This is a genomic window from Sphingobium sp. (assembly GCF_032153725.1).
Classification (GTDB): domain Bacteria; phylum Pseudomonadota; class Alphaproteobacteria; order Sphingomonadales; family Sphingomonadaceae; genus Sphingobium.
In genome coordinates, this window is sequence record NZ_JALDYQ010000002.1 from 123,898 (window position 1) to 143,108 (window position 19,211).

The window sequence follows — 19,211 nt, forward strand, 5'->3', positions numbered from 1 at the left end:
CGAGGATTTCCCATGCGTGAAGCAGCCATCATCTCCACCGCGCGCACCGGGGTCGGCAAGGCCTATCGCGGCGCTTTCAACGATACCGAGGCGCCCGTCCTCTCCGCCCATGTCGTCAACGCCGCGATCGCGCGGTCAGGCATCGACCCGGCGCGTGTGGACGACGTCTATCTGGGCGTCGCCAACCAGTGGAACACGCAAAGCTATAATCTGGGTCGCCTGACCGTCCATGGATCGGTGCTGCCCGACAGCACGGCGGGCTTTGCGATAGACCGCAAATGCTCCTCGGGCCTCAACGCACTCGCCTTTGCCGCGCGATCGATCATGTGCGACGAGATCGACGTGGCGGTCGCGGGCGGGGCGGAAAGCGTCTCGCTGACGATCAACAAGCAGGCGCCCGCCTGGCGCAACCGGTCGGAGTTCGTGAAGGCCCGCGATCCCCATGCCTATATGGTGATGATCGAAACGGCCGAGATCGTCGCGGAACGCTATGGCGTCAGCCGCGAAGTGCAGGACCGGTTCGCCGCATTGAGCCAGCAGCGTGCCGCCGCCGCGCAGGAAGCGGGCCGCTTCGATGCCGAGATCGTGCCGATCACCGTCACCAAGGCGCTGTTCGACAAGGAAGGCCAGGAAACCGGCAAGGAAGAGCTGACGCTTACCAGGGACGAAGGCGTCCGCGCGGGCACGAGCTATGAATCGCTCTCCGGCCTGAAGCCGGTGTTCAAAAATGGCCAGATCATCCAGGAAGGCAAATATGTGACGGCGGGCAATGCCAGCCAGCTGTCCGATGGCGCGTCGGCGCAGGTCGTCATGGACCTCAACACCGCGCAGAAGGAAGGACTGCCGATCCTGGGCGTCTATCGCGGTTTTCAGGTCGCCGGTTGCGGCGCGGACGAAATGGGCATCGGGCCGGTCTTCGCCGTCCCCAAGCTGCTCGACCGCGCGGGCCTCAGCATCGATGACATCGGCCTGTGGGAAATCAACGAAGCCTTCGCCAGTCAGGCGGTCTATTGCCAGCAGAAGCTGGGCATCGACCCGGAAAAGCTCAACGTCAACGGCGGCGGCATCGCCATCGGCCATCCCTTCGGCATGACCGGATCGCGGCTGGTCGGCCATGCGCTGATCGAGGGCAAGCGGCGCGGCGTCAAATATGTCGTCGTCTCGATGTGCGTCGCGGGCGGCATGGGCGCCGCCGGTCTGTTCGAGGTCGCCTGATCCATGCAGCTTGCCTTCGCGCCCGAACTCAAGGCCTTTCGCGAGGAAGCCGCCGACTGGTTGAACAGCCAGCTCGGCGGCCCCTTCAAGGGCGTTCGCGGTCAGACCAACCAGACCGACAATGTCGAGGAGCGCCGCGCCTGGGAAGCCGCGCTGGGCGAGGCGCGCTGGAGCGTCGTCGGCTGGCCGGAACAATGGGGCGGCCGGGGTGCCTCCATCGCAAGCCAAGTCATCTTCGCGGAGGAATATGCCCGCGCCAAGGCCCCGCCCCGCGTCGGCCATCTGGGCGTCGAACTGCTCGGTCCGACGCTGCTGGCGCTGGGTAGCGAGGAACAGAAGGCCCGCTTCCTGCCCGACATCGCCCATGGCCGCGCCATCTGGTGCCAGGGCTATTCGGAACCGGGCGCCGGGTCCGATCTTGCCAATGTGAAGACCAAGGCGAGGGCCGAAGGCGACAAATATATCATCGACGGGCAGAAGATCTGGACCTCAATGGGCACGATCGCCGACTGGTGCTTCGTCGTCGCCCGCACCGGGCCGGGCAGCGTCGGCAACAAGGGCCTGTCCTTCCTGATGGTGCCGATGGACCAGCCGGGCGTCGACCCGCGCCCCATCCGCCAGATGACCGGCGAGGCGGAATTTGCCGAGGTCTTCTTCGACGGCGCCGAGGCGCTGGCCATAGACCGCATCGGCGCGGAAGGCGACGGGTGGAAGGTCGCCATGGCGCTGCTGGGCTTTGAGCGCGGCGTGTCGACGCTGGCGCAACAGATGCATTTCCGCACCGAACTGGACGAGGTCATCGCCGCCGCCAAGGCCAATGGCAGGGCGCAGGACCCCGTCATCCGCCAGCGCATCGCCCAGGCCCATTCCGGCCTCAAGGTCATGCGCTATAATGGCCTGCGCATGCTGTCCGACGGCGACGGCACGACCCTGTCGGGCGCGGCCTGCACCTACAAGCTCTACTGGTCGCAATGGCACAAGGCGCTGGGCGAACTCGCCATGGACGTGTTGGGGCAGGAGGGCGAGATCGGCATCAGCGAGGAACGCTTTGGCGGCCTTGCCACCATGTATCTGATGAGCCGGTCGGACACGATCTACGCCGGCACCGACCAGATACAGCGCAACATCATCTCCGAGCGGGGGCTCGGCATGCCACGGGAGCCGCGCGGATAATGGTGCAGGTCATGGGGAACTGGCCGGAAACGATTCCGCACGCGGCAAAGGGAGCAGCGGAGCGCTGGCCCGATGCCATCGGCCTGATCGAAGGATCGCGCCAATGGAGTTTTGCGGAAATCTGGGCGGATGCCCGCGCCGCCGCCTCGGCCTTTCTGGCGGCAGGGATCGGCCATGGCGACCGCATCGCCATCTGGGCGCCCAATGGCCGCGAATGGATATTGGCGGCGCTGGGCGCGCAGAGCGTCGGGGCAACCATCGTGCCGATGAACACGCGCTTCAGGGGGCAGGAAGCAGGCGATATCCTTCGCCGGTCCGCCGCGAAAATCCTGTTCATCGCCAGGAACTTTCTCGACACCGACTATCGCGCGCTGATCGCGGATGAGGATTTGCCCGATCTCCAGCGGATGGTCCTGTTCGGCTGCGACAGGGCGGACGGCTGGGACGCTTTCGTCTCCAGCGGCAAAGGGGCGGACGATCCGGCGGTCGATGCAGCGCTGGAGCGCCTCACCGGCGACGATATTTCCGATATCATCTTCACCTCCGGCACCACCGGGCGTCCCAAGGGCGCGCTGACGGCGCACCGGCAGGTCGTCCAGATCTTCGGTGACTGGTCGGTCCGCGTCGACCTGCGCGAAGGGGATCGCTATCTGGTGGTCAACCCCTTCTTCCATACCTTCGGCTACAAGGCAGGCTGGGTGACCTGCTTCACCCGCGGCGCGACCATCGTGCCCATGGCGCTGTTCGACGGCGCGGAAATGGTGCGGCAGATCGAACAGAACCGGATCAGCTTCCTGCCCGGACCGCCGACCATCTATCTGACGCTGCTCCAGGAACTGGCCGGGGACAAGCCGCGCGACTTCTCCTCGCTGCGGGTCGCGGTGACGGGAGCGGCGCCGGTCGCGCCCGCTCTGGTCGAGCGGATGCGCCATGAGCTGGGCATGTCCAACATCGTCAACGGCTATGGCATGACCGAATGCGGCGTCATCGCCATGACGCAGCAGGGCGACGATGCGGAGACGGTGGCGCATACATGCGGCTATCCGCTGCCGGGGATCGAGGTCCGCTGCGTCGATGGCGAAGGGCGCGACCTGCCTTCCGGTCAGGCTGGTGAGCTTTGGGTGCGGGGCCATGCGGTGATGCGCGGCTATCTGGACGATCCGGCCGCCACGGCAGAGGCGGTCGATGCCGGGGGGTGGCTGCACACCGGCGACATCGGCACCATCGACGCGCGCGGCTATCTGGCGATCACCGACCGGAAGAAGGACATGTATATCTCCGGCGGATTCAACTGCTATCCGGCCGAGATCGAAAAGCTGCTCGCCGCCCATCCGGATATCGAGATGGCCGCCGTGATCGGCGTGCCCGACGAGCGCATGGGCGAAGTCGGCAAGGCCTATGTGGTGTTGCGCCCCGGTCATGAAACGGACAGCGCCGGGATCATCAGATGGGCACGCGCCAACATGGCCAATTACAAGGCGCCCCGGCACATCGCCTTCTTACCTGCCCTCCCCCGCAATGCCGGCGGCAAGGTGCTGCGCACGGCGCTACGCGAGCTGGATTGAATTTCAGGATAGCGAGCGGACGTTTGATCCTCCCCATCAAAGATGGGGAGGGGGACCGCCGCTGAAAGCGGTGGTGGAGGGGAGAATGCGCAGCTAGTGCCATTTCCCCTCCACCAGCCTACGGCTGGTCCCTCTCCCCACGCTTCGCGCAGGGAGGATTAACGGCCCCCGTCTGCCCTGCCATTTTCCTCTGTCCTACAGCGCCTAAGCCGCGCTATCCCCGCACCGATCTTTGAACAGTAAAAATCGCCCGTAGGAAAACCACGCAAAAGCTCCGCTTTTGCGTGGTTGCATAGTGTCACCTATGTCACCCAAATCCCATCAACCGATCTTGACGACCCGGCATGTCGGAAGGGGATGCTCCTCCGCCTCGATCCAGCGCCACAGCGCCGTGCCGACACGATGGCCGGACAGGTCGATCCAGTTGCCATAGCCCGGATCGCGGTCGGCGCAGACGATGACCACGCTGCCGTCATCCTCATATTTCGCCTGCGCGCCATTGACCCAGACCTTGCGGTTCACATGGTCCATCGATTCCATCCACCAATTGTCGATCTGGAAATTCCAGAAGCGGCATTCGGGCGGTGTCGCCGTGATCACCAGCGCCTCGTCAGGGGCAAGGTCATAATAGAGATGGCCATACCAGATTTTCGGATCGCCCCCGGCGCGCTGGTAGAATGTCTGTTCCTTACCGTCATAGATGCGGTTCGGCTGCTCCATGAACCATTGCGACCAGTCGGCGAAGGTGTTGGCGGTACCGCGCACCCATGCCGCCGCGCCATTCAGTTGCGCTTCTATGGTTTCCGGATTGAGTATGGCGGGCACCGCAGGCCCGTCGCTGATCCGCTCGACCCGGATGTCGGCGGGGATTTCGCTCTTCTTGTCATTGAAGGTCTGGCGCACGATCAACAGCGTGGTGTCGTCGTCCATCGACAGCCAGTTACCGGGCTTTTCCGTCCGGCTGACGATTATCTCGAAACTCCCGTCAGGCGCGACCTCCATATCGGCCAGCTCGATCTCCCCGGTCGAGGCCATGGTGCCGTCGATCGCATAGCGATTCGCCTTCGACCCGATGGAGAAATAGGGAACGCTGTTGCGCCGCCCGGAGATGCGATAGTCGCGGTCGCCCCGCACGACCACCTGTTGGTAGAGGTTGTCCGGATTGTCGGCGCCGATCTTAATGGCGTCGTCACAAAGCAGGAAAAGGCGCGGAAAATCCGGATCGCTCGAATCGACCAGCATGTTGAGCGCCGTGCGCGTCAACCGCGACAAATAGCGCAATCCCTCCGCCTGATCGATCGGCGTTCCCGGCGCGCCTGGCCGGTCCAGAACGTCCCCGGCCTGCGCCAGCTGATCGCAGAAACGTCGCCAGCTTGCCGACAGCCTGACGCCCTCCGCCCTTTTCTCTTCGCTCACGGCTCTCTCCTCATTCACCTGTTCGTCATTCCTGGGGCAGCGATCAACTTCAGCCCTGGCGCTCATGATCCACCAGGGCGCGCGTGACTTCGCCTGCCTTGAGGGCGGCAATCGCATCGCCGATGCGGTCCAGAGGCCAGACGCCGCTGACCTGATCGGCAAGGTTCAACCGCCCGTCCCGCGCCTGGGCAATCAGTTCGGGATAGTCGCGATCGGGCAAGGCACCGCCATTCATGGTGGCGATCACCTCGCCACCCGTGACGAAACTGTCGAGAGGAAGCGCCACCTGTGATCCGGGCCGGGACATGCCGATCAGCACCACGCGGCCACCGCGCTTGGTGCAACGGAAGGCGGTTTCGACCGCGCCAACCGCGCCGCTGCATTCGACAACCAGATCTATCGGGCCATGGGCCTTCGCCAGCATCGCCGCCGCGCCGGCACTGTCATGGGCAGGATCGGCAAGCATGAACCGGGCAGCGCCGAACTGGCGCGCGACCGCTTCCTTGGCGGGATTGCTGTCGACGGCGATCACATGAGCACCGCTCCGGGCGGCGCCCTGTATGGCATTGACGCCGATGCCGCCGACGCCGAACACCGCGACTGTGTCACCTGCCCGAACCCGTCCGAGCACACGCGATGCGCAAACCCCGGTGGACACGGCGCATCCGATAAGCGCACCCTGTTCGGGCGGCATGTCGCCAATGGCGAAAAGCTGCGACGCCTTCACCACGATCTCCCCCGCGAAGGAGGAGACATTGGCGAAGGAGGCGACAGGCTGGCCGTCCAGCGCGAAGGGAAAGCCGGGGACGAAACCCCAGTTGATGTCGCAATTATGCGGCTCTCCCCGGCGGCATTCACGGCATTTCCCACAGGGGGTCTGGGTGCCGACCGTCACGCGATCGCCCACGGCCCAGCCTTCCACGCCCGGGCCCAGTTCGGCAATCTCGCCCGCCGCTTCATGTCCCAGTACGATCGGCAGCGTGGGAAGAGCCGGCGTCATCATCGCGATGTCGCTATGGCAGATGCCCGACCGCAGCACCCGGACACGCACTTCGCCGGCGGCCACCGGCCGCAACGTTAGCCGGTCGGTCACCAACAGCGCCTCGCCGTCCCACACCGCGCCCCTCATGCGCGCGCTCCCTCATGGTTCAGGCCGGCCAGCAAAGGATAGGAAAAGGACGGATCGCCGCTATCGGCGCGGCCATTGGGGGCGTCCTTGCTCATGCGTTCCATGACTCCTTCATGGGCAGGGATGATTGATCCGTGATCGAAGACCAGGCTGCGATAGGTGAATTTCCAGATGCCTTCACGCCGTTCATAACGATCGAGATAGCGGCCCAGCACGACGAATTGCCGCGCGCCCGGCCCGCGCGTGCGGTGCCAGGCTTCGACATAATGTTCGCCTTCCGCGCGGTCGCCGTCGATCGCGAACAGACTGTTGCTGATGCTGTGGCGTGTCAGGTCCCAATGCCCCGTGGCTTCGGGCAGCCAAGCGACAAAGGCATCCGGCCCCCCGGTGAACATCGCGCCATGATCGTCCACCGCATCGTCATGGTAAAGCGAACGGACAAGCGCGAAATCACGCCGGTCGCATCCCCGGCAGTAACGCATCACCAGATCGTGCAGCGCGATCCGATCAAGCCATGGCTGCGGCATTTCCATCTCCAACATTCATCAATCTCTACGCGATAGCAGATTATTTGTGAAGACTATCCTCATTAGTCGTGATATGAAAAGATAAAAGTTACGCATATTGAGATGCAGGAGAGACAGAATGTCCGCAGCCCCCGCCCCCAGGACTTCCTCAGGGGCGCTGACCCTCTCCAGTCCCGGCCGCATCGGCGCCCTGACCGTCGCCAATCGCATATTCGTGACCGCCATGGGCGTCAGCCTGGCCCAGGAAGACGGCACGGTGGGCCAGCGTCTGATCGATTATCATGTCGCGCAGGCAAAGGGCGGCGCGGGCATGATCGTGACCGGCGTGATGGGCGTCGCCTGGCCGGTCGGCGCGGTGCAGCCCAAACAGACCGCCATTTCCCACGACCGCTTTCTGCCCGGCCTCAGGCGCCTGGTGGACGCGGTGCATGCCGCAGGCGGTCGAATCGCGACGCAACTGCATCATGGCGGACTGGTCGCGACCCATTCGGCGCAAGATGGCCATCCATTGTGGGGGCCGTCTTTGCCCCCGCCCTTCGCCGGCGACTTTCCCGATTATTTCCTGCCCGAAGAAATGGCGGCCTTTGCCGGCGGCGTCATGCCGCAGGTCAAGGTCCTGACCAAAGAGGACATCGCTCTTGTCGTCCGGCAATTCGCGGCCGCCGCGGTTCGCGCGAAGACAGCGGGCTTCGACGGGATCGAGGTGCATGGCGGCCACGGCTACCTCCTTTCCTCCTTCATCTCGCCCGCCACCAATATCCGCGCCGACGAATATGGCGGCGATCTAAAGGGACGCGCCCGGCTGCTGCTGGAAGTGGTGCGGGCAGTGCGCGAGGCGGTCGGCCCGGATTTCCCGATGTGGGTCAAGATGGACTCGCGCGAAATGGGCAAGAAGAACGGCATCACCATCGACCATGCGCTGGAACTGGCCCCGATGGTCGAAGCGGCGGGCGCGGACGGCATCACCGTCACCGCCTATCATGATGTCGGGCAGGGCAAGCTGCATTCGGCGTCCAATATTCCGCACGAGCCGGGAATCCATCTCGAATGCGCCGCCGCGATCCGCAAGGTGGTGAACATTCCCGTGATCGCGTCGGGCCGGGTGGAACTGGACCGCGGACAACAGGGGCTGGCCGACGGACAGTTCGACTTCCTGGCCATGGGGCGCAAAATCCTGGCCGACCCCGAATTGCCGGTCAAACTGGCAGAGGGCCGAACCGGCGATATCCGTCCCTGCATCTATTGCTATACCTGCGTGTCGACCGCCTATCTGCGCGAACAGGTGCGCTGCGCCGTGCGATCCGAAACCGGCTATGAGGATCTGGACTGGTCGCCCGCCGTTGTGCCAGACCATGTCGTGGTCATCGGCGGTGGCCCCGGCGGCATGGAGGCCGCGCGGCGATTGAACCAGGCGGGGGCGAAGGTGACGCTGATCGAAAAGTCGGATCGGCTGGGCGGAACGCTGCGCTTCGCGGCGCTGGCCTATGAGCCCAATGAGCGGCTGCTGAACTGGCTCCGCCGCGAGATCGGCAAATCCTCCGTCGACGTGCGGCTGAAAACCCGCGCGACGCCCGAACTGATCGCCAGCCTCAATCCCGACAAGGTAATCGTCGCCACCGGCGCCGTTCGCGACATGCCGCCCATTCCCGGCCACGAACAGGACTTCGTGCTGTCGGGCGATGATCTGCGCGGGCTGATGCTGGGTGAGGACAGCGCCGCGATCCGTCGCAAGACGAGTTGGGCGACCCGCATCGCCACCAGGGTCGGCGCGGCGACCGGCGCGTCGGCCAATCTGGATCTGGTGCGCAAGGCGACGCATGCGTGGATGCCCCTGGGCAAGCGGGTGGTCATCATCGGCGGGGAACTGGTGGGCTGCGAACTGGCCGAATTCCTGATGGAGCGTGGCCGCGAGGTCGCCATCGTCGGCGAGGCGCCCAAATTCGGCGGCGGGCTGCTGCTGGTGCGGCGGATGCGCCTTCTCGCCGAATTGCGGGAGCATGGCGTCGCCATGTTCCCCGCCGCTCGTGACATCCGCATCGGCAAGGGGTCGGTCGACTTCGTCAGCGCAAGCGGGGAGGCGCAGGATATCGCCGCCGACCATGTCGTCGTGGCCATGGGCGCGCATGGCGATTCGACACTCGCCAATGCATTGCGCGCCGCGGGTCATGATGTGATCGAGATCGGCGACGGCACCGGCGTCACCTATATAGAGGGCGCCATTCGTGGCGCGGCGGAAGCGGTCGCCGCAATGGGACGCTGAAGGAGAGCGGGATGCGGTTTCACTATGCCGAAAGCATGACGGCCATCACCAACTATATTCCGCTGGCCCAGGCGGCGGAAACACATGGCTATGCCGGCTTCACCATTCCCGACAGCCTGATCTATCCCAAGGCGTCGGATACCAGTTACAGCTATACCGAAGATGGCGGCCGCGAATTTCTGGAGAACAAGCCGTTCATCGAAAGCTTCGTCCTGGCCACGGCGATCGGAGCGGCGACGAAAACGCTCGAAATGACGACCAATGTGGTCAAGTTGCCGGTTCGGCCGCCGCTTTATTCGGCGAAACTTGCTTCCTCGATCGCGGCGCTGACCGGAAATCGCTTCAACCTGGGGGTGGGACTCAGCGTCTGGCCCGAAGATTATGCGGTCATGGGCATCCCCTATGCGAAGCGCGGAAAGCGGTTCGACGAATGCATCGAAATCGTGCAGGGGCTGTGCGCGGGTGGCTATTTCGAATTCCACGGCGAGTTTTACGACCTGCCACCGGTCAAGCTGAACCCCGTTCCAGACAAGCCGCTGCCGATCCTGATCGGTGGATTTTCAGACGCCGCGCACAAGCGGGCGGCACGTCATGACGGCTTCATGTATGCCGGCGGCGATGGCAGCACCGATGATTTGACCAATGCCGTCGCAAGGATCACGCATTATCGGGAGGAAGCAGGCACGCTCGACAGGCCGTTCCGTATCTTCGCGACTGCAATGGGGAATATCGACATCGATATGGTGAGACGCCACGAGGATGTTGGCGTCACTGATATGCCTGTAGCCTTCCGCAATCTTTATGCTGTGGAAGAGGATAGCCAGCCGCTCCAGCAGAAGATTGACGATCTGGCGCGCTTTGCCGACGAAGTGATTGCCGGGCTTTGATTCGATCTTCGGTATGGAACGGAAACATGCCGGCATCAGATGATGGTTGGGAAATGAAAATGGGCCGGCGTTCCTTGAGGAACGCCGGCCCATTTTCATGCATCACCTGCCTTCAGAACTGAATCCGTGCGTCAATCCCGTAGGTGATCGGCTTGTTGAAAGTCGCGCCGGCAAAACCCAGCGCGCCGAAATCGATTCCATAGCTCAACCGCTTCTGGTTGAGCAGATTATCGCCCCAAAGCCCCACATCCAGCTTGCCGCTGCCCAGCTTGATGTCTTCGACCGACACGCGCGCCTTGACGTTGCTTTGCGCGGGCGAGATCAGTTGCTGGTTGAACGGCGCGGTGTTATCGAGCGCATTGAAATAGATTTGCGTCCGATGCGAATAGTCACCACGCAGGCGAACAAGGGCATCACCGATCGGGTGCGAATATTCAGCTCCCAAATGGATGCTCCATTTTGGCGTATAGAGCGGCTTGGCCTGATCGGCCACATCCAGAATGGCATTGGTGGCGGGATCACGGAAAAGGAAGCTCTTGTAATCCGTCTTCACATAGCCGACCGAACCGTCGATCTGAAAACCGGTAAACGGCAATGCCGTCAGTTCGGCCTCAAAGCCGGACAGGCGCACCTTGCCTGCATTGACGATCAGCGAAGTGGCGCCGCCGCTACCCGCGGCGAACTGCTGGACTTGAAGATCGTCATAGTCGGTGATGTATCCGGCAAGGTTGAGGCGCAGACGATTGTCAAGGAACTGCGACTTGATGCCCGCTTCATAGGCGGTCGCCTTTTCCGGGTCGAAGCTGTTGATGACGCTCGCGCGCGGGTTGATGCCGCCCGAACGATAGCCGGTCGAAACGCGGCCATAGATCATCACGTCCTTGGCCACGTCAAAGGACACCGAAGCCAGCCAGGAGAAATTGTCGAAGCTCTTGCGGCCCCTCTGCACCGGGCTGACATCGCCTGCCAGATAGGCGGTCTTGTCATCGCCCGTATACCGTCCGCCCAACGTGATTTCGAGCCTGTCGTCGAGCGCCGACGGCTTCCAACTGGCCTGCCCAAAGATCGCCATCGACTGCGAAGTGCCGCCAAAGGCCTGGACCGGATTGGCATTGACGCCAACGGTGGTCAGGCCCGGATTGAGAGCGGCAATCCCGTCAGCCACCGATTGCGGGAAACCCAGGAAGAGCAGACCGGCGACCGGAGTGACTATCGTCAGCGCCTGACGATTATATTCGGACGCCTTTTCATAGAAATAAAACATGCCGAACAGATAGCTGATGTCGCCGACCTTCCCCAGCGCCTGTAGTTCCTGACTGAACTGCCATTGTTTCTGGGGCGCGTTGTTGCCGGTATAGGGCACGACCGGCTGAACGGAGACGAGCGTGGGCGATGTGAAGTCGACGACCGGGCCGCGCAATTCTCCATTGCCGGACAGATTCAGGATCGTATCCTGGAAGAACTTGCGATAACCGGTGATCGACTTGATGGTCAATTCCGGGATCGGTTCATAACTGATGGTCAGGCCATGGCCCTGAACGCGGGTCTTGCTGCCATAGCGGAAATCGCCGTTGCGATCGGTGAAGCCGGCCTGCTGCACCGTGCCCTGCCGTACCGGGCTGACCAGAAACGGTGCGCCGCCAAAGCTGGGCGACTGCGAATAATAATCCTGCGCGAGCGGCGTTGCAGCGACGATCTGGAAGAAGGCGGGCGTGCCGCGACGATTGTCATAGTCGAAATTATAATTGACCGTGACGTCGCCGAAATCGCCTTCAAGTCCAACAGCGACGGAATCCGCCTTCAGCGCGCCGGGGTCCTGGGAGGACGATGTCAGCATGTTGTTGACATAGCCGTCAGCCTGACGGTGCTGGGCCGAAATGGACGCCTTGATGACATCACCGACAATATAGCCCGTGTCCACGCGCGCGCGTACATACCAGTCGTTGAAACGGCCAAAGCCCGCCTTTGCGGTAACGCGCATGTCATTGGCCGGCTTTCTGGAAATCAGCTGCAACGCGCCGCCAATGGTGTTGCGGCCGAATAGCGTCCCCTGCGGACCGCGCAGCACCTCGATCCGCTCCAGATCGACGAGATCGAACACGGCGCCGGCCGAACGGGCGAGATAGACGCCGTCCAGATAGATGCCCACGCCCTGTTCGGAAACGGCGGAAGGCTCCTGATTGCCGATGCCGCGGATATAGACCGTCGCGGCAGACAGGCTGGACGGCTGCTGTTCGACCGTCAGATTGGGGGCGAACTGGGGTATGTCGGTAGGATCGGAAATATTCTGCCGTTCGATGAAATCACCGCCCAGCGCCGTCACCGCCACGGGGACGTCCTGAAGCGTTTCGGCCGAACGACGCGCGGTCACGACAATGTCACCCAGATTGGCGGTCTGCTCCTGGGGCGCGTTGCTGGAGTCCTCCTCCTGAGCGCTTGCCGCGGTGGAAAAAGGTATTGCCAGAATAGCGGCAACGCCAGCAAGAAACACGGATTTCATCACACCCTCCCAATTTGATCGCTGCTATTTCGCAGGAAAATTCCGGCTTTTCCTTACCCTGATCGACACATGCCTGTTCGTGCGCCCGGGACGGACGACGCAAATATGTCCGATCGGGTCCGTCTAGACGCGCGCCCTCCTCTTCGCAAGGCAGTGATAAGCTATTTGCGTATTATTTTTTAATATTATCTACGATATCACACATAACAAAATGATCCAATCATCAATATGCATGGAATATGCATCCTTCAGAGAAGTTCGCCCTTGCGCATAGCCTCGGCGCGCGCCTTGAGCGCCCTGGCGGTATCGTTGAACGCACGGGCCACCCATGGACCGCAAAAGCGCATGACATGAATGCCATTGGGACCGGTAAAGGCATCGGTCGACTGGTAGCGGCATTTTTCCGGCCCCAGTTCCTCGATCATCTGGTCGCGCCGGGCCGGATAAGGCCAGGCCTCATTGTCCGGCAATTCCCAGGACAGCAGCCGCCCCGGATCGAATGCGCAGACATATTCGCAATTGGGCGCCAACGATCCAGGATTGGCATAGTTGACCAGCCGCATATGAACCGCCGCGCCGATTTCCAATGTCGACTGCGCCCAGACGCAGAAGGGATTCCATTCGCCATAACGCTTCATGTCCGTCAATATACCCCAGACCAGCATGGCCGGCGCATCGATCTCCACCGGATCGGACGCCACGAGAATCGCAGGATCGTAGAGCGCGAACGGATCATATTGGACGGGCATCGGCTTCTCCTGAGTGATTTTTGTGCAGCACGGAAATAGAGAAAATCAGGCCAATATTCGCGCCTTATTCGCATAATCTTCGTTTCCTACTCTTGACCTGCGTAGACTATTATAGGAATTAATACGCATCAAGCCGATTATCATTGCGCACCCGCAAAGGACCCGACCGCGTGAAGCGGCGCGCAGGGAGTGGATATGGCCGCACAGCAAAGGAAACAGATCATCATGACCGGAAGGTTGCAGGACAAAGTCGCCATCATCACGGGCGGCGCGCGTGGCATGGGTGAGGCGACGGCACGTCTGTTCGCCCGCGAAGGCGCAAAGGTCGTCATCGCCGACATATTGGAGGCTGACGGCCAAGCATTGGCCGCCGAGTTGGGCGGCGAAGCCATGTTCCTGCGCCTCGACGTGTCCGATGAGGACAGTTGGACCGCGCTGATGGATGCCGTCACGGCGCGCCATGGCCGGGTCGACGCCCTGGTCAACAATGCGGCGGTCGTGGCCTTCGCGCCGATAACGGCGCTGACCGTGGAGCAGATCGACAGGGTGCTGGGCATCAATGTCAAAGGCACCATGCTGGGTCTTAAGTATGTCGGCGGGGCGATGTGCGCGGCGGGGCGCGGGGCCATCGTCAACATCTCCTCCGTCGACGGGATGCGCGGCGCCAATTCGCTGTCGCTCTACAGCAGTTCCAAATGGGCGGTGCGCGGCCTCACCAAGACGGCGGCGCTGGAATTCGGGCATCAGGGCGTGCGGGTCAATTCCGTGCACCCCGGCGGGGTCAATACCGTCATGGGCAATCCGCAGGCGCTGGAGGGCGCGGCCAAGAATATCGGCTATGAACGCGTACCGCTCCAACGCATTGGCGAGCCGGAGGAAATCGCCGCCGCCAGCCTGTTCCTCTGTTCCGATGAGGCCAGCTATATCTGCGGCGCGGAACTGTCCGTCGATGGCGGATGGGCGGCGGGCTATTACCACCATTATCTGCCCGGCGCGCCTGCCTCGATGACGTCGATATGATCGCCCACTACATCGCGGAGAAGGCCTGATGACTGAGGAAGAGAAGGTTTTTTCCGGTGGCGTCGCTGTCATCACCGGGGCGGGCGCGGGCATAGGCATGGGCATCGCCCGTCGCTGCGCCACGATCGGCATGATGGTCGTCGTCACCGATGTCGACAGGGCCAGGGCCGACAGGGTGGCTGCGGAAATCGTGGCCGCAGGCGGCAAGGCCAAAGCGATCCGGATCGACGTGTCGCAGCCCGAAGCGCTGGATGGGCTGGCACAGCATGTTTTCGACCGCCACGGCGCCGTCCGCCTGCTGGTCAACAATGCAGGCATCGAAACCCTGGGCAATGTCTGGGAAATCCCCACCGACCGCTGGGAAACGACGCTGAACGTCAACATCCACGGCGTGGTCCATGGCGTGCGCGCCTTCGTGCCGCACATGCTGCGGGTGGGTGAGGAAGCGTGGATCGCCAATCTCGCCTCGATCGGCTCCTTCGGCATGATGCCGACGCAGACTGCCTATATCATGAGCAAGCACGCCATCCAGTCGTTCAGCGAATGCCTCTATCTGGAGATGCAGGCCGCCGGGGCGCCGATCAATGTCTGTTCGATCATTCCCGGCATGTTGAAGACCAGCATTTTCGAGGCCGAAGCGGGCAAGGGTGAGCCGAAAGGCGCCGCCGCCCATCGCGCAACCATGGCGCATATGATGGCCAGTCACGGCATGGACCTGGATGTCGGCTGCCGCCTCTTCGTCCAGGGCATGGCGGCCCGCGAATTCTGGATTTCCAGCCAGCCGGAAATGACCGGTCAGGCGCTTGAGGGCCGCATCCGCTTTTTCCGGGAGCAGGCTGCTCCAGCGCTGAACGAACAAACCCGGGCTCTGCTGGGTCTTTGACGAAGGAACATGGCAGGGCGCGCCCGTGTGCCCCCTGCTACCAGCTGTGAAACGGTCAGGCCTTGGCGGCTTCTTCCTTGACGATTTCCAGGAACAGCGGCCGCTCACCGCCACCATGCACTTCCAGCCGGGCGCCGCTGATATAGGCGGCGGCGGACGAGGCGAGGAAAACGACCGCATCGGCAATGTCGCTGCCCCGGCCCATGCGCCCGAGCGGTAGCGAAGCGGCGATACGGTCCTGCGCCTCCATCGTGCCATAGGTCATTTCGGTGGTTTCGGTTTCGACAAGGCCGACAATGATGGCGTTGACCCGTACTTCCGGCCCCCATTCCTGCGCCAGACTGGTTGTCAGGCTGAGCAGCCCCGCCTTGGCCGCGCCGTAAATGGCGGTATCCGGCGAAGGACGCGCGCCCGATACGCTGGCGATGTTGACGATCGACCCGGCCGCCGCCTTGAGATGCGGATAGGCGGCCTGCGCCACATGCAGCGGCGCGAGCAGGTTGAGCTGCAATATGCGTTCGGAAAAGCGCGGGCTGGCCGTGGCGGCGTTGGCCTGCGGCGAACCGCCTGCATTGTTGACGACCAGGTCGATGCGGCCATGACGCGCGACCAGTGCCTCGACCCAGCCAGCCACGGCGGCCGGATCGCGAATGTCGCAGGAGTCGAACTGCGCGGACCGCCCATCGATGGCGATCGGCTGTTCCGGCGGCGTGCGGCCACAGGTGGCGACCGCATAGCCCTCGGCCAGCAGGCGCCGGACGATCGCCGCGCCAATGCCTCTCGTGCCGCCGGTCACCATGGCCAGCTTGCCCTGCCCAGTTCCGTTCACCTTGAATCCTTTCTTTTGCAGCATGCGCGATCCAGCGCATCGTCAGATATTCTTCATACCCAATTCCGCCCCTCATTCGCCAGCAATAAATGCGCTTAATCTCGTAGATTATTACGCATATATGGTATATATATAGAGAAAAATGATATATTGCGTTTCATCAGGAGAGAGACATGACCTATTCCGTGCAACAGTTGAGCGACATGGAGGATATCCGCACGCTCAAGCATCGCTATTTCCGGGGCATCGATACGGCGGACCTGGAACTGCTGACGCCCCTGTTCACGGCTGACATCGGCGTCGACTATCGCGGCGGCAATTATCGCGTCCGACTGGAAGGACGCGATAATATGATCGAATTCCTGGCCAACAGCTTTCATTCGGGCGCGGTCGCCATGCATCATGGCCATATGCCTGAAATCATCCTGACGGGCGAGGAGAGCGCCGAAGGCATCTGGTATCTGGAGGATATCTTCATCGATCTGGAACGGAAGCTCCACACCACCGGCAGCGCCATCTATCGCGACACGTATCGCCGCGAGGACGGCATGTGGAAAATCGCCCGCACCGAATATGACCGGGTGTTCGAAATGGTGCGTCCGCTCGGCCCGGAGGCGCAGATCACCTGGCATCACCTGGGCAGGACCGGCCGCAAGCCCGAAGAACGCAACGACATCAGCCATCTGATCGAGTGGTCGGCCGCCTGACCGGCTGCATGGCCGGCATGGGGCGTGCCGGCCGTTCGATCCAGTCCGATCAATATAAAAAGGGGGGAGGACTCATGTCCCGTTTGCCATTTGCCGTCACGGCGTTCGCCATATTGGCGTCGCCGGCCATAAGCTTTGCCCAGACCGCAGCGAGCCGCGTTCCGGCCTTGTCCGACGGCAGCGACATCGTCGTCACGGCCCGCCGCCGGGAGGAACGGTTGCAGGATGTCCCCATCGCGGTCAGTGCCGTGGATACCGCCGCGCTCGACAGCCGGGGCCTCGACAATGTGACGCAGGTGAGCCAGATCGCGCCGAACATCCAGTTCACGCCCGGCCAGGGCGGCAATAGCGGCGGCATTGCCCCGTTCATTCGCGGCGTGGGCGAAAACGACTTCATCATCACCTCCGACCCGGCGGTCGGCGTGTATATCGACGGCGTCTATGTCGCCCGCACCTTCGGCGCGACGACCGAATTGCTGGGCATCGACCGGATCGAGGTGCTGCGCGGCCCGCAGGGCACGTTGTTCGGCAAGAACACCGTGGGCGGGGCGATCAACATCGTATCCGCCGTTCCCGGCCGTGAGCAGAAAGTCGCCGCCGACCTGCGCTACGGTTCGTTCGACACCGTGCGTGGGCGGGTCTATGCCGAAACGCCGCTGTCGGACGCATGGTCGCTGGGCATCGCGGCGCGGGGTGAGTTCGGGGAGGGCTGGCAGAAGATTCCCTCCGGCGACAATCTGGGCAATCGCAACGTCGTCGCCGGCAAGATCGCGCTGCATTATGACGGCGATGGGCTGGATGCCGTGCTGCAAGTCGACGGGCTGCGCCGCCGCCAGCACAGCGCGCCGCATAGCATGATCGCGTTCACGCCAACCTTTTTCTCGATCCTGCAATCGACCTTCCTTGCGCCCTGCTGCACGGTGCCGGGCGATATCGACCGCACCGACAGCACATCCTCGCTCAACAGGGACCGGACGGACGCCATCAACGCATCGCTGACGCTGAGCAAGGATCTGGGCAGCGCAACCATCAAGGCGATCACCGCTTATCGCCATGTCGACGCGCTGTTCGGCCGGGACGGCGATGCGTCGGCCACGGTGAACTATGCGGGCGACATTCATGACGAAAAGGCGCGGCAGATCAGCCAGGAACTGCAATTGTCGCTCGATTTGGGCGGGCACGGCACCCTGCTGCTGGGCGCCTTCGCCTATCGGGAAAAGACCCGCGACAACACCAGCCTGATCGTGGCGGACGGCCTTTACCCGGCGCTGGTCGCGGCCGGACTCGACCCCTTCCCCATCGCGCCCGGCTTTGCCATCCCGGCCGCCTCGCTCGATTTCAACATCGATTTCCGCAACCGGCAGCGGACAGACAATCTGGCCTTGTTCGCCAACGGCAATTACGGGCTGACCGGCCGCCTGTCGCTGGAACTGGGCGCACGCTACACATGGGAGAAAAAGCGGTTCTTCCAGTCCGCCATGCGCATCTATTCGGGCGAGCCGCTGCTGGCGGGAACACCCGGCTATCACCTGGAAAAGAGCTGGGACGCCTTCACCCCGCGCGCCTCGCTGTCCTACAGGTTCCGGCCGAACCTGATGGGCTATGCCTCCTACTCCAGGGGTTTCCGGTCAGGCGGCTTCAACGGACGGCCGACATCGGTGGAGGAAATCGGCTCCTACGACCCGGAACATCTGACCGCCTATGAAGCAGGCATCAAGGCGGGTTTCGGGCGTATCGCGACGATCAACCTCGCCGTCTTCCGCAACGAATATCGCGACCAGCAGATATTGGTGTCGACCGTCAGCCCGGCCACCGGCCTCATCATCGTCCGCAATGAAAATGCGGGCCGCTCCCGCATCCAGGGCGTGGAGCTGGAGGGGAATTTCCGCGTCGCGCCGCGCTTCACCCTGATGGGCGCGCTCGGCCTGCTGGACGCCAGATATCTGGACTATGTCTCCGTCATCAACGGCGCGCCAACCGATGTCAGCAACCGCAAGCTCAAACAGGCGCCGGATATCACAGCCAATGCGAGCGCGGTCTATCAAATGCCGCTCAGCGATACGGTTGAGGGTGTTTTCCGCGTCGATGTCGCCTACAAGAGCGAAGTCTATGTCGATGCGGAAAATACACCGCTGCTGCGGCAGCCCGATCATGCCATGCTCAACGCCAGCGCGGAACTGCGCTTCGGGGACAGCGGCCTGTCCGTCCGGGCGGGCGTCGACAATATCACCGATCGCCGGATCGTCACGGCGGGCTATGACGCCTCCACCAGCTTCGGCTTCACGGAGGCTTATTATTCCCCGCCGCGGCGTTACAGCATCACGCTGGCCTGGCGACACTGAACCGGAACG

15 protein-coding genes are annotated in these 19,211 nt (G+C 62.9%); 9 read left to right on the forward strand and 6 right to left on the reverse strand.

Going from position 1 to position 19,211, the window contains the following annotated elements:
- Positions 1–12: 12 nt before the first annotated feature.
- The 3 genes from RUH75_RS01530 to RUH75_RS01540 are packed head-to-tail and all read left to right on the forward strand — an operon-like array spanning position 13 to position 3,953.
- Entirely contained in the window at positions 13–1,215 is a 1,203-nt protein-coding gene (locus RUH75_RS01530) for an acetyl-CoA C-acyltransferase (RefSeq protein WP_313801472.1), read from the forward strand.
- A gap of 3 nt (positions 1,216–1,218) precedes the next feature.
- Complete coding sequence (locus tag RUH75_RS01535; protein WP_313801474.1) at positions 1,219–2,388, forward strand: acyl-CoA dehydrogenase family protein; 1,170 nt, start codon at positions 1,219–1,221, stop codon at positions 2,386–2,388.
- An 11-nt stretch (positions 2,389–2,399) separates the two neighbouring features.
- The gene (locus RUH75_RS01540) at positions 2,400–3,953 is read left to right on the forward strand and encodes a FadD3 family acyl-CoA ligase (protein ID WP_313801476.1); all 1,554 of its coding nucleotides are present in this window, start codon (positions 2,400–2,402) and stop codon (positions 3,951–3,953) included.
- Positions 3,954–4,274: 321 nt separating this feature from the next.
- On the opposite strand, the gene RUH75_RS01545 is transcribed toward RUH75_RS01540, so the two are convergent.
- From RUH75_RS01545 to RUH75_RS01555, 3 genes are read right to left on the reverse strand one after another with little or no spacing between them, the layout of a single operon-like run.
- Positions 4,275–5,369, reverse strand: coding sequence for a DUF1214 domain-containing protein (locus tag RUH75_RS01545; protein WP_313801478.1), 1,095 nt, complete (start codon positions 5,367–5,369; stop codon positions 4,275–4,277).
- Between the two features lie 49 nt (positions 5,370–5,418).
- Positions 5,419–6,498 carry an alcohol dehydrogenase catalytic domain-containing protein gene (locus tag RUH75_RS01550; RefSeq protein ID WP_313801481.1) on the reverse strand — a complete coding sequence of 360 codons (1,080 nt, stop codon included), beginning with the start codon at positions 6,496–6,498 and terminating at the stop codon, positions 5,419–5,421.
- Positions 6,495–7,040: a nuclear transport factor 2 family protein gene (locus RUH75_RS01555; protein ID WP_313801483.1), complete on the reverse strand. Its 546-nt coding sequence runs from the start codon at positions 7,038–7,040 to the stop codon at positions 6,495–6,497. The genes RUH75_RS01550 and RUH75_RS01555 overlap by 4 nt, the downstream gene beginning before the upstream one ends.
- A 103-nt stretch (positions 7,041–7,143) precedes the next feature.
- On the opposite strand from RUH75_RS01555, the gene RUH75_RS01560 reads away from it, so the two are divergent.
- Both RUH75_RS01560 and RUH75_RS01565 read left to right on the forward strand, forming a co-directional pair.
- Positions 7,144–9,285, forward strand: coding sequence for an FAD-dependent oxidoreductase (locus RUH75_RS01560; RefSeq protein ID WP_313801485.1), 2,142 nt, complete (start codon positions 7,144–7,146; stop codon positions 9,283–9,285).
- Between the two features lie 11 nt (positions 9,286–9,296).
- On the forward strand, positions 9,297–10,172 hold the full coding sequence (locus tag RUH75_RS01565; protein WP_313801487.1) for an LLM class flavin-dependent oxidoreductase: 876 nt from the start codon (positions 9,297–9,299) through the stop codon (positions 10,170–10,172).
- A gap of 112 nt (positions 10,173–10,284) precedes the next feature.
- Here the strand turns inward: RUH75_RS01565 and RUH75_RS01570 are convergent, their stop codons facing one another.
- Both RUH75_RS01570 and RUH75_RS01575 read right to left on the reverse strand, forming a co-directional pair.
- A complete protein-coding gene (locus RUH75_RS01570; RefSeq protein WP_313801489.1) occupies positions 10,285–12,672 on the reverse strand; it encodes a TonB-dependent receptor domain-containing protein in 2,388 nt (795 codons plus the stop codon).
- Positions 12,673–12,920: 248 nt separating this feature from the next.
- A complete protein-coding gene (locus tag RUH75_RS01575) occupies positions 12,921–13,421 on the reverse strand; it encodes an SRPBCC domain-containing protein (RefSeq protein WP_313801491.1) in 501 nt (166 codons plus the stop codon).
- A gap of 195 nt (positions 13,422–13,616) precedes the next feature.
- Between RUH75_RS01575 and RUH75_RS01580 the strand changes: the two genes are divergently transcribed.
- Both RUH75_RS01580 and RUH75_RS01585 read left to right on the forward strand, forming a co-directional pair.
- A complete protein-coding gene (locus RUH75_RS01580; RefSeq protein ID WP_313801493.1) occupies positions 13,617–14,441 on the forward strand; it encodes a glucose 1-dehydrogenase in 825 nt (274 codons plus the stop codon).
- A gap of 28 nt (positions 14,442–14,469) precedes the next feature.
- A complete protein-coding gene (locus tag RUH75_RS01585) occupies positions 14,470–15,324 on the forward strand; it encodes an SDR family NAD(P)-dependent oxidoreductase (protein ID WP_313801495.1) in 855 nt (284 codons plus the stop codon).
- A gap of 55 nt (positions 15,325–15,379) precedes the next feature.
- Here RUH75_RS01585 and RUH75_RS01590 read toward each other — a convergent pair whose 3' ends face one another.
- The gene (locus RUH75_RS01590) at positions 15,380–16,153 is read right to left on the reverse strand and encodes an SDR family oxidoreductase (RefSeq protein ID WP_313801497.1); all 774 of its coding nucleotides are present in this window, start codon (positions 16,151–16,153) and stop codon (positions 15,380–15,382) included.
- A gap of 173 nt (positions 16,154–16,326) precedes the next feature.
- Here RUH75_RS01590 and RUH75_RS01595 point away from each other — a divergent pair, with 173 nt between their 5' ends.
- Both RUH75_RS01595 and RUH75_RS01600 read left to right on the forward strand, forming a co-directional pair.
- Entirely contained in the window at positions 16,327–16,860 is a 534-nt protein-coding gene (locus tag RUH75_RS01595; RefSeq protein ID WP_313801499.1) for a nuclear transport factor 2 family protein, read from the forward strand.
- Positions 16,861–16,934: 74 nt separating this feature from the next.
- Positions 16,935–19,202, forward strand: a complete 2,268-nt coding sequence (locus tag RUH75_RS01600; protein ID WP_313801500.1) for a TonB-dependent receptor — start codon at positions 16,935–16,937, stop codon at positions 19,200–19,202.
- Positions 19,203–19,211 lie beyond the last annotated feature (9 nt).